This window comes from Streptomyces sp. ALI-76-A (genome assembly GCF_030287445.1).
Classification (GTDB): Bacteria; Actinomycetota; Actinomycetes; order Streptomycetales; family Streptomycetaceae; genus Streptomyces.
This window is the reverse complement of sequence record NZ_JASVWB010000003.1, coordinates 86,451-102,786: the sequence shown is the minus strand read 5'-3', so window position 1 is coordinate 102,786 and position 16,336 is coordinate 86,451. Positions and strand designations below refer to the sequence as shown.

The following is a 16,336-nucleotide window of genomic DNA, read 5'->3' as shown; positions in this document are numbered from 1 at the left end:
CGCGGCCCGGGCCGCGCGGGCACGCGGCAGCGCTTGTGCCGGGCGGCGCCGGTCGCCGCGTCCTTCTTTCCTGGAGAGTCTGCCCAGGAGCACGAGGCTCCCTGGTCCCGGACTGGAGCCCCGCTCGTGGCGCCGGCCCGCCGGCAGGTGCCGGGCGGCCCGGACGGCAGGAGACGGTCCTCGTGGTCGGTCCGGCGCCGCCCGGATCGCCGGCCTCGGCACCGGCGGCCCCAGCGGCGATACCCTCGCCGCCGCCGGTGAAGGGGGCGCGCTCCCCGTGCGGGGCCTCGGCGGCCGGCCGGGCCCGTCCGGCGGCCAGGAAGCACGGCGAGCTCGCGTCCCTTCCGCCGGGCAGGTCGGCGCCCACCGCGTTCCCCCGGCCGCAGCGGCCACGTGACCGCCCGCCGCCGCGCCTCCCGCAGCCCGGCCGTCACCCGGCCGCCGTCACCCGCGGCGGCGGCTCTGCCGTCGGCGGCCGGGTCGTCGCCGAGGGTGTCCGGCCGGTGCTGCGGCGCGGGCCTACACCAGCACCTTCACCGGCTCGGGCAGGGTCAGCAGCCGCGGTGCGGCCCGTCCCCAGGGGAACCCGTGGTGCAGCTGGAGGACGGGCGGCGCCTGCGGGCCGGCCAGGACGGCCACGGCCGCCACCACGTCGGGCACCGGCTCCAGTTCCACGAAGCGCCACCACCGTTCGTGGTCGTTCTCGGGCGGCCGGAAGCCGGTCACTCCGCGGTCCTCGGCCAGCGTGAAGGAGAAGGAGTCGAACGGAAGTCCGAGGCCCAGCCCCCGCGCCTTGGAGTACGCCTCCTTCAGCGTCCACAGCCGCAGCACCCGCCGGTCGCGTGGCCGGCCCGGCGCGGCCTCGGCCACCCAGTCGCGCTCCTCCTCGGCGAAGGTCTCCACGATGGTGTCGAAGCCCTGGTCACCGCGGTCGAGGCGCTCCACGTCCACACCGATCCGGTGGCGGCGCACCACGCCGAGCAGGTTGTGGCCCTGGGCGTGGGACAGGTTGAAGTCCAGCTCCCGCCCGCCGCGGGGCAGTCCTTCCGGCGGCTTCTGAAGGAACGGCCGCCCGCGCGAGGAGCGCCAGATCACCGCCTCGGCCTCCGGCAGCCCGCTCTCGAGCGCCAGCACACGCCGTACGAGGGCGTGGGCGACGAGGTACTGGCGCCGGTCGCGTTCGAAGAGGAACCTGCCGGCGGTCTCCTGCTCGTGCTCGTCCAGCCAGTGCGCGGCCAGGGTGGCGGCCATGCCCGGTGCGAGTTCCTCGTTGGGGCAGAACCACAGCTTCACCACCTCGTCCGGCCCCGGGGGGTTCGTGTGCTGCGGCGCTGGAGGCGTACCGCTCATCCGGCCCGCTCCCCCACCGGGTCCCACCACAGCGTCCGCCGCAGGAACGCGGACGGCGGCGGTACCGCTCGCGCCGTCGAAGACGGGCTCTCCAGCGCGGCCCAGTCGACGTCGACCCCGGACAGCCACAACCGGGTGAGCTGTTCGAGGCGTCCGCTGCGCCACAGCGCGGTCAGATAGTCCCGTGTCTCGGGAGCCTCGCCCAGTCCCAGCGGATCGGCTCCACCCTCCCGCAGATCGGCCTGGCGCAGGTTCTCGCCCCCGGACCGGGTCTCGGCGTACCGCCGCAGCCCGGTGACCAGTTCGGGCACGTCACCGACCAGGAGCGCGATCCGGCACGGCATGGCGGCACGCCCGGTCCGCAGATTCCGTGCCACATCGGTGAGCACCGCGTCGCCCGCCGCCTCCACGCCCTGCTCCAGCCAGTCGGCCAGCCGGGCGGCGGTGGCCGCGAGATGGGCGGGTGTGGGCGCGGACAGCAGGACGAGCTCGTGGCGGCCGGCCCCGTCGGCTCGCCGTGTGCCGTGCGGGGGCAGGAACTCCTCGACGACCGTGCGCGCGACCAGCCCTCGTTCGCCCTCCACTTCGACGGTGGCGCCGCGAGGGAGTTCGCGCCCCTGCTCATCCTGTTCCCGCTGCCAGGGCACGGGTTCCTCCCCGTCCCGCGCGGGGGCGATCATCCCCTGTCCCACCTGTAGCACGGCGGCGGTGATCCCCGCGACGCCCAGGGCCGCCCCGGCGTCCCCGACCCGCCGGACGATCGTCTCCCGCGTCTCGCGCGGGCCGACGGCGGTGGCCGCCCGGGTGTCATCGCCCCCGGCCGCACCGCCCCCTCCGGCTCCCCGCCGGAATCCGCTCGACGTGCCGCGGATGACGGCGTGCACCCGGTCCCCGTCCAGGAGCGCCCGGTCGAGCCGTTTGAGCACCAGCGCCCCGACCCCCTCCCCGGCCCCGTCACCGGCCCGCGAGGCGTGCAGCAGCAGTTCGACGCCGCCGGCGACGGCAGCCGCGCACTCGCCCCGCGCCAGGGACTCGACGGCGAGATGGACGGCGGTGAGAGCCGAGCAGACGCCGGTGTCGACGGCCTGCCCGGGCCCGCTCAGTCCGAGCAGCGCGGCGAGCCTGCCGGGCAGGCCCCCGTGGCCGCTGCCGGGCATCCGGCGCTGTCCGCGCGTCCACGACTCGGCGGCCAGCAGGGCGTAGTCGACGGAGCTCACGCCGATGAAGACCCCGACCGCGCGCGGCACGTCGCCGGGGCCGGTCAGCGCGTCCAGGCGGGTGCCGGTGCAGCCCGCGTCCTCCAGTGCCTCCCAGGCGGTCTCCAGGAAGAGCCGCTCCTGAGGGTCCATCAGGGCGCCCTCGTGGGGCGTGAGTCCGAAGAACTCCGCGTCGAACTCCCCGACGCCGTCCAGGAAGTGCCCGCGCTGTCCGGGCCCGAGCACGGAGCCGCCGGGCCGCCCGGCGGGCGCGCCGCAGGACGTGTCGTGGCCCTTGCGCAGGTTCTCCCAGTAGGCGTGCAGGTCGGGAGCCATGGGGTAGCGCCCGGCGAGGCCGACGACGGCGTATCCGACGTCCGTTGCCGGAACGCCGTCGGCCTGCGGCGGCGCGGTGGCCGGCACCGGCGTGTCGGCCGGCCGGTTCGTCAGCAGGAGCGCGGCCTCCTCCCGGCCGAGCGTTCCCTGCTTGAATCGCGTGAGAATCTCGCGTTCGTCCATGTTCTCCGCCCGTTCAGAACCGTTGGGGCAGCAGACCGAGCGCGTCGTCGACGGAGATCCGGTCGTCGCGCACCGCGTCGAGGAGAGCGTCCAGGCCCATCACCCGGGCGGCCGGAGCCGTGTCGGTGACCGTCACGGGTGCCGCGGCCGCGGCACCCGCCGGCGTCACGGAGGCGACGTGGGCGGCCATGGACGCCAGGTTCGGATGGTCGTAGAGGGTGACGGCGCGCTCGCGCAGTCCGTAGATGTCGTTGATCGTCGCCACGAACTCCGCCCCCAGGATGGAGTCCACTCCCAGCACGTTGAAGGCCGCCGCGGTGTCGATGTCCCAAGGGTCGCAGCACAGGATGCGGGCGAGCTCCTCGCGCAGCACGCCCAGCACCTCGGCGACGGAGGACGCGGACGGCGCGGCAGGCGCGGGAGCCTGGGCCGGGACACGGGCCGCTCGGCGTTCCACCGCGCGGGAGACCGGCCGGTCGAAGGGGGCGGTGCCGGGCATTCCCCGCTCGCGCGCCACGTGCCGGGCCAGTTCGAGCAGCGTGGGATGGTCGAACAGCGCGTCGGGCTTGACCGAGGTGCCGTAACGAGCGTTGACGGTGGCGACGAACTCGACGGTCAGCAACGAGTCGAGCCCCAGCGCCTGGAACGTCTGCTCCGCGTCGATCCTCTCGTCCTTGAGGCGCAGGACGGTGGCGAGCATTCCCACGAGTTCGGTCGTGAGGTCGGCGGACACCGCGCTCGGGGATGTCTCGCTGTCTTGGGGCATGGCTTTGACTCCAGAATCCGTCCCGGCCAACCGACTACGGAAGTGTCGATGATGTGGATGAGCCGGGACCATCGCCGTACGGGATGAACTGCGCGGCCGCGGCTGGTCCGCACGAGGGATCCGGGCGCGGCTGGGGGCGCCGGCCGGACGAGGACTCCGTGTGCCGCTCAGACCGCCGCGGTGAGTCCGGCCGTCAGTGCGCAGGCGTGTACGTCGTAACGTCCGGTCTGATCCGCCGGCACGAGAACCGTCAGCAGTGAGTCCCACAGGGCCCCTACCCTGCGGCGGAGTTCGGGAGCGGAGATACCGGTGCCGGACAGCACTCCGATCCCGCACACCGCTGCGGACAGCAGCGTCCGCGGCCCCTCCGCGGTGGCGTGGTCACGCAGTTCCCCGGCTTCGCGGGCCCGGTCGAGGAGCCGCAGCACCTCGGTGATCCATACCTGGTGGAAGTCGGTGACCGGCGGCTGCCGGCCGGCGCATTCGCTGGTGATCCGGAAGCTGGCCCGGATCACCGGGTCCTCGTGGAGCACCCAGGCCAGCCAGTGCGTCATGTCGATCAGCGCTTGCACCGGCGGAACACCGGCCGCCCGCTGCGCGGACACGAAGTCGCGCAGCAGGGTGTGGCCCTGTTCCTGCACGGCATCGGCCAGACCGTCCTTGGAGGCGAAGTGGAAGTACAGCGCCCCCTTCGTCATACCGGCCTCCTGCACGATCTGTGCCAGTGTCGTGCTGGCATAGCCGGTGCGGTCGAACATCTGCGCGCCGGCCCGGACGAGTCTGCGCCGCGTCCTTTCCGACCTGTCCTGCATGGCGGCCCTCTCCTCGCGTACGGCGGGTCCTCGTGGCGACCTGACGACGGCTCAGCCGACGCGGCTGAGCCGCTCGCCGCCTCCGGCCGAGGCGACCGAGGTCGGTTCGGGCCCGGCCATCAGGATCGAGCGCTGCATCCGGCGCAGGCCGGCGGAGGGCTCGAGGCCCAGTTCACGGACGAGGGCGGTGCGCAGCCTCTGGTAGACGTCGAGGGCCTCGCTGCGACGGCCGGAGCGGTGCAGCGCCAGCATGAACTGACCGTGCAGGTTCTCGTGGGTGCGGTAACGGCTGACCAGGACGGTGAGTTCGCCCAGCAGTTCGCGGTGGCGTCCGAGCCGCAGGTCGGCCTCGATGCGCTGGTCGAGCGCACACAGCCGGGTCTCCTCCAGCCGCCTGGTCTCCATCTCCAGCTGTGTGCCGGTCTGTACGTCGGCGAGGGCGGAGCCGGTCCACAGCGCGAGGGCGTCCCGCAGCTGACGGGCCGCGCCCGCGAAGTCGCCGGCGTCCATGGCCCGGTATCCGGTGCCGGCCAGCCGCTCGAAGTCGCGGACGTCGCTGGCGCCGCCCGTGGTGTTGAGCAGGTAGCCGCCCGGCGAGGTGACGAGCACGTCCTTGGGGGTGCGCACCGGGGCGCCCTCCGGGTCGCGCTCGATGGCCGTCGAGATGAGTTCCCGCAGTTGGAGTACGTATGTCTGGAGCGTGGTGCGCGCGCTGCGCGGCGGCTGTTCGCCCCAGAGTTCCTCGGTCAGCGCGGCGACCGGCACCACCTGATCGGCGTGCAGGGCGAGCAACGCCAGAACCTGGCGCGGCTTCGGTGCCGTCGGGGTCACCGAGACCCCGTTTTCCCTGACGTCCAATGCGCCCAGCACTGCGATGTCCATGCCGTCTCCCCTATCCGTGCATGAGTTGAGTACGTGAGTCGCCCGACGTCTGGTCTTGACGAAGCCGCTCCCGGCTCGCACTCAGTTAAAAACAGACCGGAGGGTTTGTCAATATGAAACCGTCGCGGCTGTTTTTTACTCGCTGGGAACTCTAGCGTGACTCAATGTCCGCCTTAGCTGGATCTTTGCCCGCTGGGAGGGTCGCGAGAGGGTCGACCGGTCCTGTATCGACGGTGGACGCTGACAGACCACGCCGCCTGTTGTGCGGGGTCTTCGGGCCACGCCCGCTCTCCCGCGCGCTCACGCACACCAGAGCGTGCCGTTCGGTCAGCCGGGGCAGCAGCAGGTACCAGAATCCGGTGACCTTCTCCTCGGACAGCCACGCCTCGTCCTCGCCGCTGAGCACCTCGAACCCGACCGTGGCGGCCACGACGGCAGTGGCGGCGTCGTCCGCCGACACCCCCTCGGCGAGCCAGCCGTCCTCATCGGCCCGCAACAGCACGTCCTCGACCCAGCGCTGCCATTCGCGCCGCATCGTCGGCCCCTGACCACGGCTCGGATCGTCGGACAGCTCGAACCCCGCTCGGACCACGACGTCGTCGCCGATCACGCTCATCAACCGGAACGTGGCATCCACCAGCGACTGAAGCGGGCCGCCGTCCCGCGCCGCGGCGTCCCGCGTGATCTGTCGCACGGCCTCCAGTGCCTGTGACTCGATGGCCTGCACCAGCGCCTGCTTGTTCTCGAAGTGGAAGTGCAGCGCACCGTTGCTCACCCCGGCCCGCCGGCTGATCGTCGAGAGCGAGGTGCGGGTGAGTCCCTCCTCCGCGAACACTTCGGCTCCGGCACGGATCAGAGCCTGGCGGGTACGGGCCGCACGCTCCTGCTTGACCATCAGTCGTCTCCTGGCTCGGGCCGCGGTGCGGGCACTCCTGAGCGGGGGCGCCCGCCGCGTCCCGTCGTTCGTCGGTTCATTGCGGTGGGTTGCCGTGCTTGCGGGAGGGCAGATCGGCGTGCTTGGTCCGCAGCATCGCCAGCGAGCGGATGAGGACCTCGCGGGTCTCCGCGGGGTCGATGACGTCGTCGACCAGGCCGCGTTCGGCCGCGTAGTAGGGGTGCATGAGCTCGGCCCGGTACTCCTTGACCACCTGTTGCCGCATGGCCTCGGGGTCCTCCGCCTCGGCGATCTGCCGGCGGAAGACGACGTTGGCGGCACCCTCCGCGCCCATCACGGCGATCTCGTTCGTCGGCCAGGCGTACGTCAGGTCCGCACCGATGGACTGGCTGTCCATGACGATGTACGCACCGCCGTACGCCTTCCTGAGGATCAGCGAGATCCGCGGCACGGTCGCGTTGCAGTACGCGTACAGCAGCTTCGCCCCGTGGCGGATGATTCCGCCGTGCTCCTGGTCCACACCCGGCAGGAACCCCGGTACGTCCACCAGCGTCACGAGCGGGATGGTGAAGGCGTCGCACAGCTGGACGAACCGCGCGGCCTTCTCACTCGCCTCGATGTCCAGGACCCCGGCCAGCGACTGCGGCTGGTTGGCGACGATGCCGACGACCTGGCCGTCCAGGCGGGCCAGCGCGCAGATGATGTTCCGCGCCCAGCGCTCGTGGACCTCCAGGTACTCGCCGTCGTCGACGATCTCCTCGATCACCTTGGTCATGTCGTACGGACGGTTGCCGTCCGCCGGGACCAGGTCGAGCAGGGCGTCGCTCCGCCGGTTCACGGGGTCCGAGCCGCGCAGCCACGGCGGGTTCTCGCGGTTGTTCTGCGGGAGCATCGACAGCAGGTAGCGCACCTCGGCGAGGCACGTCTCCTCGTCGTCGTAGGCGAAGTGGCACACACCCGACGTCTCGGCGTGCACATCCGCCCCGCCCAGCCCGTTCTGGGTGATCTCCTCACCCGTCACCGCCTTGACGACGTCCGGACCGGTGATGAACATCTGCGAGGTCTCGCGGACCATGAACACGAAGTCGGTCAGCGCCGGACTGTAGGCCGCGCCGCCCGCGCACGGACCCAGCATCACCGAGATCTGCGGGATCACCCCGGACGCCTTGGTGTTGCGCTGGAAGATGCCCCCGTAACCGGCCAGCGCCGAGACACCCTCCTGGATCCGCGCGCCCGCCCCGTCGTTCAGCGACACCAGCGGAGCCCCGGCCGCGATCGCCATGTCCATGATCTTGTGGATCTTCGTGGCGTGCGCCTCGCCCAGCGCGCCCCCGAAGATCCGGAAGTCGTGCGCGTACACGAAGACCGTACGGCCCTCCACCGTCCCCCACCCGGTGATCACACCGTCCGTGTACGGCTTCTTGGCCTCCAGACCGAAACCGGTCGCCCGGTGCCGGCGCAACTGCTCGACCTCCCGGAACGAACCCGGGTCCAGCAGCAGCTCGATACGCTCCCGCGCGGTCAGCTTCCCCTTGGCGTGCTGCGCCTCGGTCGCCTTCTCGCTCGGGCCGGCCAGCGCCTGCGCACGGATCGCCCGCAGTTCCGCCCCGCGTCCGCCGGTGGGCCGTGTCTCCGCAGCCGTGGGGGCAGTCAGCATCGCCATTTCAGGTCCCTTCCTGGGGCACGACCATGGAAGTCGGCCCCGGGTCCACTCGGGTGAACAATAACAAACCGCTTGGGCGGTTTACCATTCGGGGCGCTGCTCCGCTCCTGATGACCCGCGTCGCTGCCAACTGCAGGGCGCCTTGTAGGTGTCCGGCCTCCGCCACCAATCGGAGCCGAGCGCCCGCTCCGGCTGCTCCCGGCCGCCGCGCAGGGCGAGGAGGACGACAGTGAGTACCGCCAGCTCTGCGGCGCTGGCCTGCCCGCGTTCGACGCGCAGGGTGGGTTCGCCGTTGCCCATGCCCCTACTTCCCTTCTCAGGCTTGGGGACACCGTCGGCCGGGCGACTCAAGGGCTGCTCGAACTCCGCTCAGGACCGTCTCAAAGCACGAGACTCCGCAGCCCGGCCGGGCTGCGGAGTCCGTTGTCGCACACCAGGGGAAGGCCTCACCTCAGGAGCACGGGCAGCTCCCGGTAGCCGTTGATGATGAAGGACGGATGCGGTTCGAGCTCTTCCGCACCACGTGCGAGTGTCATGTCAGGAAAGCGTTCGAACAGGCCCGACAGGGCAACGGCGGCCTCCAGCCTGGCCAGTGGGGCCCCCAGGCAGCGATGCACCCCGTGCCCGAAACCCAGGTTCTCCCGACGGTCGGTGCGCAGGAGGTCGAACGTGGCGGCGTCGTCGCCGTAGAACTCCGGGTCGAGCCCGGGAGCGGCGAAGTTCACCAGAATGGGGTCCCCCTTGCGGATCACGACGCCGTCGAGGTCGATCTCCTCCACGGCGTACCGCAGGGGCGAGAAGGCCGCGGGATTGCGGGTCCTCATGGTCTCCGCGATCACATCGTCCCAATCGGCACGGCCGGACCGTACGTGTTCGAGCTGTTCGGCGCAGGAGAGCAGCGCCACCACGGCGTTCTCGATGAGAAGGCTCGTCGTCTCCAGCCCTGCCACGATCATGAGGTTCAGGGTTCCCACCAGCTCTTCCTCGGTGAGCCCCTGCCCCTGGTCCCTGGCCTCGATCAGCGCGGAGGTCAGGTCGTCGCCCGGCTGTGACCGTTTGAGGGCCACCAGCTCGCCCAGCAGGCCGAAGACCTTCATCTGCGACGCGGTGGTCTCCTCCGGCGTCGCCACAGTGCTGACCGTGGTGCTCAGCTCGTTGCACAGGACATCCCTGATGTCCCGGGGGACCCCGAACAACTCGCAGATGACGCGCATGGGCAGCAGCCGGGAGAACGACGTGTGCAGATCAACCTGGCTGCCGGCCGGTGCGGCTGCCATGGCATCGAGGAACTCGGTGGCTATCGCCTCCACCTGGGGCCGCAGAGCCTCGGTGCGCCGCGCGGTGAACGCGCCGGCCACCAGCCGGCGCAGCCTCGCATGCCTTCCGCCGTCGGTGAAGAACATGTTCTGCGCCGACACCCAGTAGTAGAGCGGCCAGTCCTCAGTGATCCGGCCCTCCGTGAAGGCGGGCCAGTGCCGGGCGTCCCTGGACACCCTGGGGTCCGCGACCAGTCGCTTCACGTACTGGTGGGAGGTGGCGGACCAGACCACCACCCCGCCCGGAAGTTCCACCTGCGTCACCGGCCCCTGCCCCCGCAGCTCGGCGGCCTGGCCCACGTGATCGCGCCCCAAGACATCCAGCGCATACGGGCATGCGGTTAGCTCCATGGGTGCCCTCTCCTGAGTTGGTTCTTGCATGGCACGTTCCAACTGGTGCGCCCGAAGAAGGCTGCCGTCCCCCTCCGGCGAGTCACTGACGCATGGTCAGACTCAACTGCTCAGCTTGCCTTTGCCACTTCCGCCTCCGCTTCCAGGCGGAGTCTCATGGCTTCCTCGTAGACGCGCGCCGCCCTCTCCGGAACGATCTCCAGGCGTACGAGAACCGAGGGAACCGCGACGGTCGCCATCAGCTGCCGGTACAGAACCGTCGTGCGCTCCGTCATGTCCGCGTGGTCGGTCAGGATGCTCGAAAGCATCTGGACCCCGGTGAAGGCTCCGACGAACAGCTTGGCGATGGAGTCCACGTCGATGTGGGGAAGGATCTCCCCCCTTGCCTTCGCTTCCTCGAAGATGGACGCGCTGAAGTCGACCCATTCCTGGAACGGTACGCGCCGGTCCAAGCCGTCCAGCGGCATCCCCTGCTCCACAGTGAGCCGGATGCTCCCCCGTACCAGCGGGTCACGCAGACCGCCGATCAGGTATGAGAGCACCAGAGCGCGGTCCACCGCCTCCTGTAGCAGCAGATCCCGCTTCGGGATGGGCGGCACTGCTCCGACCTGCTGCGCGAGGACTTCCTGGGCAAGTTCTTGCTTGGAAGCGAAGTGGAAGTACAGGGCCCCTTTGGTCACCCCGGACCTGCTCAGGACTTCGGAGATGGTCGCTGCCTCGTACCCGACGTCGTCGAATACATGGGCGGCGGCAGTCACGATGGCCTGTCGCGTCCGGATGGCTCGATCCTGTCGTGCCACACCACACCTCCACGCCGCTCTGCGGCTCTTCATCCGTACCGGCCAGGAAAAAGAAACCGGCAGGTTCGAATCTTACTAACACACCTCCGCATACGGGATGGTCCTCTTCGACTGTCTGCCTACTTTGCGCCACGGTGCATCCCCCGCCGCAGACAATAAAACCTGCCCCCCGGTTTTTCAAGACCCCGTTTCGGGGCGGCCGCGCCCCCTCCACCGCCTCGTCACGGGCGAGCGGCCTCGAGCCCCCACCGCGCTCACCTGGAAGGAGCCCGTCCGGATACCGGGAGGTCAAGCATTCTTAAAGTGCTTGGAAAGAAACCGGAGAGTATGTATTTTGTGTTCGGCGCCTCTCCCCCCACACACAAACCTCACATGTGGAGAGGGTATGACCCTGCTGACGATCCAGACCCAGGCTCCCCGCACCATCGGAGCCGCGGACCCCACCGACGCGACCATCAGCGAGATCACGCACCAACTGTTCGACGGGCACGACCGCGGCCGGCTGCACGGAGCCTGGCGCGGCCTCATCGCGAACGAGGAGTTCCACTACCGCCCCGGGCTCTCCACCGTGGAACGCACGGCGCTCTCCTACGAACGGCTGCGGATCATCAACCAGAGCATCGACAGCGCGGCATCCCTGGCCCTCGACCCACAGCTGCTGGCGAGCCTGCACGAGTGGACGGGCGTCGTGGACGGCGGCCTCGGCACCCTGGCGGGCATCCACTACAACCTGTTCCTGGGGAGCCTTCTCGACCATGGCAACGGTACGTGCCACCAACTGTCCGAGTTCACCTCGATGCAGCGCACAGGAACGTTTCTGTGCACCGAGCTGAACCACGGAAACGATGTGGCGGCCCTGGAGACCACCTGCGAACTGGACCGTGAGACCAACGAGTTCGTACTGCACACGCCTGCTCCCGGGGCCATCAAGTTCATGCCGAACACCAGCCTGATCGGCGGTCCCAAGAGCGCGGTGGTGGCGGCGCGCCTCCTGGTCGACGGTCAGGACCAGGGTGTGTTCCTCTTCCTGACCCCGCTGAGCGACGAGAGCGGTCTGCGCCCGGGCATTCACGTACGCCCGCTGCCCGAGCGCCTCGGCAGCCCGGTCGATCACTGCCTCACCAGCTTCAACCAGGTGCGTCTTCCCCGCGAGGCGCTGCTGGAGGGGGAGCACGGCCGGCTCACGCCGGACGCGGGACTCAGCAGCAGCCTGGGCAGTCCACGCAAGCGGTTCCTGCACTCGATAAGACGTGTCACCTGGGGCAAACTGTGCATGAGCGCAGCGAGTGTCGGAGTGTCCCGGGCCGCCTTGTCGATCGCCGTACGCCGCTCGCAGCACCGCACCGTCAGCGGCACGAAGGCCGGGGAGCGGGTCCCTGTGTCGGCGCACCGCAGCCACCACGGCAGGCTTCTGAACGCCGTCGCCTCGACGTACGCCATGACGTTCCTGCACCGGGACGTACTCGGCCGCTGGGTCGATCACTCCGAGGAGGAACGGGGCGAGGTCGAGCGCCTCATCGCCGTCAGCAAGGGATGGATCACCTGGCAGAGCCGCGACATCACGCTCGAGTGCCGCGAACGCTGCGGAGCGGCCGGGCTCTTCCACTTCAACGGTATGGCCGACATCACCCAGAACCTTGAGGGCACCATCACGGCAGAGGGCGACAACCTGGTGATCTGGGTCAAGGCCGCCGCGGAGATGCTCTTCGAGCACCGGACCGAGAAGCCCTCTCCTCCCCTCCTGCCGCTGGACGAGCAGCCGTTGACCGAGCTGTCGTTCCTGCGGGGACTACTGGCCGGGATCGAGCACCTGTGGCAACTCCGGGCCCGGGGGGCACTGCGACGGGGTCCGTCGGGCAACCCCCTCGGCCGGTGGAACGGAGCGTCCGCGGCCGGCATCGAGATGGTCTCGGCGCATGCCCGGCTGAAAGCCGCCGACGCCTTCCTCGCCGCGATCGAGCGCACGGCGGAACCCACCGCACGCTTCCTGCTCGAGGCTCTGTGCCGGCTCTTCCTGCTGCAGGAACTCACCCGGCACACCGGTGACCTGCTGGCCGAGGGTTACCTGACGCCCGCTCATGTCCGTGAGCTGCCGACGGCCGTCGACGCCCTCATGGAGGAGTTGGCACCCCATCTGCCACTGCTCGTCGAGGCGTTCGATCTGCCGGAGGAGTTCCTTGCCAGCATTCCCCTCGCCAACAGCGGCCCCTCGATCCTGCTGGACGACCTGCTCCTGGCCACACCCACGACCACGTCCCGGGACGTCGTGGTGCCCCAGCCGGCCCGCCGGCCGAGGCTGTTCGACGAGACCCTGGAGGGATCGTTCGCCATGCTGGCCTGAGAGGGAACATCCGGCGCGCGACGACCCTGGGCACGGTGCGCGGGCCCCTTCGGGCCAGTCCGCGCACCGTGCGGCGGGCTACAGCGGCAGCGTGATCCCCAGCTCCCGCATCGCCGTCGAGGGCGGCCCGCCCTCGGACCGCTCGGTCTTGCACCCCTTGCTGCCGGGCGCGAGCGTGCGCGGGTCCACGGCCTCGGCGGGCGCGCCGGTCGCGTACAGGCCCTCGGGGTCGGTGTCGCGGTCGTGCGGCAGCAGCCAGAAGACCCGGCGGCGGAAGGTGCCCGAGGAACGGGACGGTTTGGCGCCGGGCCCCAGCAGCGCGTAGCCGACCATGCGGCCGTCGCGGTGGTACGCGGGCCTGCCGCGCCGGGTCGGCAGCCGGTCCAGACTCTGGCGGACGTAGTCGAGCCTGGTGATGTCCTCGAGCCAGACCAAGTCGGCCTCGTGAACGATCTCGTCCTCTGCGATGAGAGCGCTCATTCTGTCTCCTCGTCGGCGACCAGTCCGATGCCCGGGTAGTACTTCCGCTGGTTGGACAGAATCATCTCCTTGGGCGACGCGAGTCCCACCACTTCACGGACCCGTGCGGCGAAGGCCCGGGAGGAGACCGCCGGAGCCCCCTCATTCTGGCACCATGCCTTGTAGGCCGCGTAGAGCTGGGCCTGTTCCGCTCTGGAATCGGGGTGGAGCCGGCAGGACTCGCCGAGGAAGCGCCCGGTGTGGTCCTCGGTCTCCGCGTACGCGGTGGTGGCGATCCGGACGCGCTCGGGCCCGCTGAGGTCCTTCTCGCCGCTCAGATAGCGGCGGGCGCCCAGGATCAGCCAGTTGAGGATTCCGGGGCCCTCCTCGGTGACAAGGATGTCCGCCAGGTTGTCGATCTTGCGGTCGTCGGGGACGACCCGTTCGAACGGGATCAGACGCATGCGCCGCCAGAACGCGAAGCCGCCGGTGCCGACTTCGGGGCGGTGATTGCCCAGCAGCCAGAGCTTGTGGGTGGGTTCGAAGCTGAAGAAGTCCTGGCGCATGCGGCGCGCCTTGATCCGGTCGCCGCCCGTCAGCAGCTTGACGCGGGCCTCGTCGAAACGGTCTCCGGGCTTGACCTCGGTGCACACGATGACGCGCCGCCCGTGCAGTTCGGCCAGGTCGGTCGGGTGACCCTCGTAGGGGCGGGCCATCAGGAAGCCGGGCGGGGCCGCGTCGGCGTAGTCGCCGACGAGTTTCATCAGGACGTCCAGCAGCACGGACTTGCCGTTCCTGCCGGAGCCGAACAGGAACGGCATGACCTGGGCGCCGACGTCGCCGGTGATGGAGTAGCCCAGCAGCAGGTGCAGGAAGTCGGTCATCTCCCGGCCTTCGGGCCCGTCGCCGAAGGTGTCGGCGAGGAACCGGTCCCAGCGCGGGGTGGGCATCGGCCGCGGGGCCGCGGTGGTGGAGCGGGAGTGGAAGTCCTTGTTCGGGTCGGGGGTACGGATCACTCCGGTGCGCAGGTCGACGATGCCGGCCGGGGTGCACAGCGCGTACGGGTCGGCGTCCAGCCGCGCCGCGTTGAGCACCATGCCGGGAGCGGACCTGGCCTGGGTGAGCAACGCGTTCATGCCACTGGTGCTGAGCGCGCGGCGGCGGTGCTGCTGGAGCGCGGCGGGGGTGTACACGCCGCGCGGGTCGGTGGTCGCGAGCGACTCCGCCAGGTCCCCGGCGGCCCACATCACGGTGTCGTCCTCGTCGATCTGCCAGCGGGTGCTGTCCCACCGGAACCAGCCGAGCCCGGGGACGTGGCGGTAGTCGTTGGAGTAGAGCTTGACGAACAGTTTGGCGTTGCCGCGGTCGCTGAGGGTGTCGGGGAGCAGTCCGTCGGCGGTGGCCTCGCCCTGAGCCTGCTGGTCCCTGGTGGCCTCGCCCTGAGCCTGCTGGTCCCTGTCGGGCTCGCTGTGGTCGTCCGTCCGGGGCGGCACGGGCTGGGCGAGGATCTGCACGGCGACCGCCCGGGGATCGAAGAGCGTGTTGTCCTGGCGGGGGGTCATGCGTGGCTTCCCGGGGTCAGGGGGCGTAGCCGGCCCGCGTTCATACCGCTGCGGATGATGGCCGCGTAGCGGCGTTCCTGTCCGGGGCGGGAGTGCTCGGCCGCCTCCCTCAGGGCCTGCTCGGCCTCGGCCGCCGACACGTGTCCGGCGGCGACGAGCCCTCCGGCGGTGTAGGCGGCGCGGTTCAGCTTCTCGGAGAACGCGGCTCCTTCGGGTACCGCGGCGCAGGCGGCCACGTCGGCGAGCAGGGCGGCCAGGGTGCGGCTCGCGGCCCCGTGACCGCCGCCGGCGGCGATGACGGCCTGGCGGGCGCGGGGCGGCACGGGCCGCGGCGCGGGCACGTCCACGGGCGGCAGGTGCCCGGTGCGCTCCAGCTCGCTGCCCAGCCAGGCGGGCAGCGCCGCGGGTTCGCGTGCGGGGCCCACGGGCTCGTACCCTCCTGCCTCGGTCACGGTGCCGGGGGCGACGATGTATCCGCCGTGCGCCCGTATGTCGACCTGCCAGGCGAGGGCGCGGGCGCCCGACCCGGTGGAGCACTGCCAGCGGTGGGTGCGGTGGGCCCGGTACCACACGTGCAGGCCTCCCGAGGGGGTGCGCACCCGCAGGGTCGTCTCGTCGTCGGCCGGGCTGGTGACGCCCCGCAGGGCGGCCAGCACGCCGATGGTGTGGAATCCGTTGGCCAGTCCGGTCAGGTCGACGCCGTCGGCGATCCCGATGCCCGGTAACAGCCGGTTCCTGTCCGGAAGTACCTGTTCGTGCGCGTCGATGTCGACGATCACCAGACCCGCAGGCCCGCAGGCGACCCCGACACCGAGGTCCGGGTTCGCGCCCCACCACTGATCGATCCGGGCAGGATCCAGGGTGGCGGCGTGGAATCCGTGACACCAGCGCCCGGCGGCCGGGCAGCCGCATCCCCGGTGGGTGTGCCCGGGCCGTCGGCAGGCATGGCAGTTGCCCGCGGGCGTCTTGCGCCCCGGCGCCAGCGGATGGACGGGCCAGCCCTGGCCGGCACACCACCGGGCGGTCGCCAACGAGCGCGCAGCAGAAACGGGGCGCGTCGTGCAGCTGGTTGAGTAGCTGTACGACTCCCGCAGCTCAGAGGCCATGCGCACCCCCCACCAGCGACCGAAGCGACTGAGCGACCGACACAGCCTAGCGAAGCATCTGAGCCATGAGGGGGCCATGGGAAAACAAAGATTCGATCCAGCACCGGCCTCAGCGACCGACGCGCAACAGGCCAGCTACCGGAGCCGGTTGGGCAGCTGCGTCGGTAGCTGGATGAAAGCGCAGGTCACAGCGGCCGTGAAACCCAGAACAGCGACTGAAGCGACTCAAGATCCCTATATATGACGCACACACGCGCACACACACGCGCACGCCAATGTCCTCATATACCCGGGCCTTGAGTCGCTTCAGTCGCTGTT

At 70.6% G+C, this 16,336-nt stretch carries 14 protein-coding genes; 1 reads left to right on the top strand and 13 read right to left on the bottom strand.

The features are described 5' to 3' along the window. Positions 1 to 519 precede the first annotated feature (519 nt). The 10 genes from QQS16_RS36035 to QQS16_RS35990 form a co-directional block, all read right to left on the bottom strand. Positions 520 to 1,350, bottom strand: coding sequence for a 4'-phosphopantetheinyl transferase family protein (locus QQS16_RS36035; RefSeq protein WP_286066721.1), 831 nt, complete (start codon positions 1,348 to 1,350; stop codon positions 520 to 522). Further along, on the bottom strand, positions 1,347 to 3,065 hold the full coding sequence (locus tag QQS16_RS36030; RefSeq protein WP_286066720.1) for a beta-ketoacyl [acyl carrier protein] synthase domain-containing protein: 1,719 nt from the start codon (positions 3,063 to 3,065) through the stop codon (positions 1,347 to 1,349). Before QQS16_RS36030 ends, QQS16_RS36035 begins: the two co-directional genes overlap by 4 nt. A 13-nt stretch (positions 3,066 to 3,078) precedes the next feature. Continuing rightward, positions 3,079 to 3,831, bottom strand: a complete 753-nt coding sequence (locus QQS16_RS36025; protein ID WP_286066719.1) for an acyl carrier protein — start codon at positions 3,829 to 3,831, stop codon at positions 3,079 to 3,081. Between the two features lie 167 nt (positions 3,832 to 3,998). Beyond that, a complete protein-coding gene (locus tag QQS16_RS36020) occupies positions 3,999 to 4,643 on the bottom strand; it encodes a ScbR family autoregulator-binding transcription factor (RefSeq protein WP_286066718.1) in 645 nt (214 codons plus the stop codon). 51 nt (positions 4,644 to 4,694) lie between these two features. Next, complete coding sequence (locus tag QQS16_RS36015) at positions 4,695 to 5,525, bottom strand: AfsR/SARP family transcriptional regulator (protein WP_286066717.1); 831 nt, start codon at positions 5,523 to 5,525, stop codon at positions 4,695 to 4,697. A 151-nt stretch (positions 5,526 to 5,676) separates the two neighbouring features. Beyond that, positions 5,677 to 6,420, bottom strand: a complete 744-nt coding sequence (locus QQS16_RS36010; RefSeq protein WP_286066716.1) for a ScbR family autoregulator-binding transcription factor — start codon at positions 6,418 to 6,420, stop codon at positions 5,677 to 5,679. 76 nt (positions 6,421 to 6,496) lie between these two features. Next, positions 6,497 to 8,083: an acyl-CoA carboxylase subunit beta gene (locus tag QQS16_RS36005; RefSeq protein ID WP_286066715.1), complete on the bottom strand. Its 1,587-nt coding sequence runs from the start codon at positions 8,081 to 8,083 to the stop codon at positions 6,497 to 6,499. 81 nt (positions 8,084 to 8,164) lie between these two features. Further along, on the bottom strand, positions 8,165 to 8,383 hold the full coding sequence (locus QQS16_RS36000; RefSeq protein ID WP_286066714.1) for an acyl-CoA carboxylase subunit epsilon: 219 nt from the start codon (positions 8,381 to 8,383) through the stop codon (positions 8,165 to 8,167). Between the two features lie 146 nt (positions 8,384 to 8,529). Continuing rightward, positions 8,530 to 9,750: a cytochrome P450 family protein gene (locus tag QQS16_RS35995; RefSeq protein ID WP_286066712.1), complete on the bottom strand. Its 1,221-nt coding sequence runs from the start codon at positions 9,748 to 9,750 to the stop codon at positions 8,530 to 8,532. Positions 9,751 to 9,860: 110 nt separating this feature from the next. Then, a complete protein-coding gene (locus QQS16_RS35990) occupies positions 9,861 to 10,550 on the bottom strand; it encodes a ScbR family autoregulator-binding transcription factor (RefSeq protein ID WP_286066711.1) in 690 nt (229 codons plus the stop codon). Positions 10,551 to 10,935: 385 nt separating this feature from the next. Between QQS16_RS35990 and QQS16_RS35985 the strand changes: the two genes are divergently transcribed. After that, positions 10,936 to 12,891, top strand: coding sequence for an acyl-CoA dehydrogenase family protein (locus tag QQS16_RS35985; protein WP_286066710.1), 1,956 nt, complete (start codon positions 10,936 to 10,938; stop codon positions 12,889 to 12,891). Between the two features lie 78 nt (positions 12,892 to 12,969). Here the strand turns inward: QQS16_RS35985 and QQS16_RS35980 are convergent, their stop codons facing one another. The 3 genes from QQS16_RS35980 to QQS16_RS35970 are packed head-to-tail and all read right to left on the bottom strand — an operon-like array spanning position 12,970 to position 16,018. Then, complete coding sequence (locus QQS16_RS35980; protein WP_286066709.1) at positions 12,970 to 13,371, bottom strand: DUF6009 family protein; 402 nt, start codon at positions 13,369 to 13,371, stop codon at positions 12,970 to 12,972. Further along, positions 13,368 to 14,912: a DNA primase family protein gene (locus tag QQS16_RS35975; protein ID WP_286066708.1), complete on the bottom strand. Its 1,545-nt coding sequence runs from the start codon at positions 14,910 to 14,912 to the stop codon at positions 13,368 to 13,370. The genes QQS16_RS35980 and QQS16_RS35975 overlap by 4 nt, the downstream gene beginning before the upstream one ends. After that, on the bottom strand, positions 14,909 to 16,018 hold the full coding sequence (locus QQS16_RS35970) for a bifunctional DNA primase/polymerase (RefSeq protein ID WP_286066706.1): 1,110 nt from the start codon (positions 16,016 to 16,018) through the stop codon (positions 14,909 to 14,911). The genes QQS16_RS35975 and QQS16_RS35970 overlap by 4 nt, the downstream gene beginning before the upstream one ends. Positions 16,019 to 16,336 lie beyond the last annotated feature (318 nt).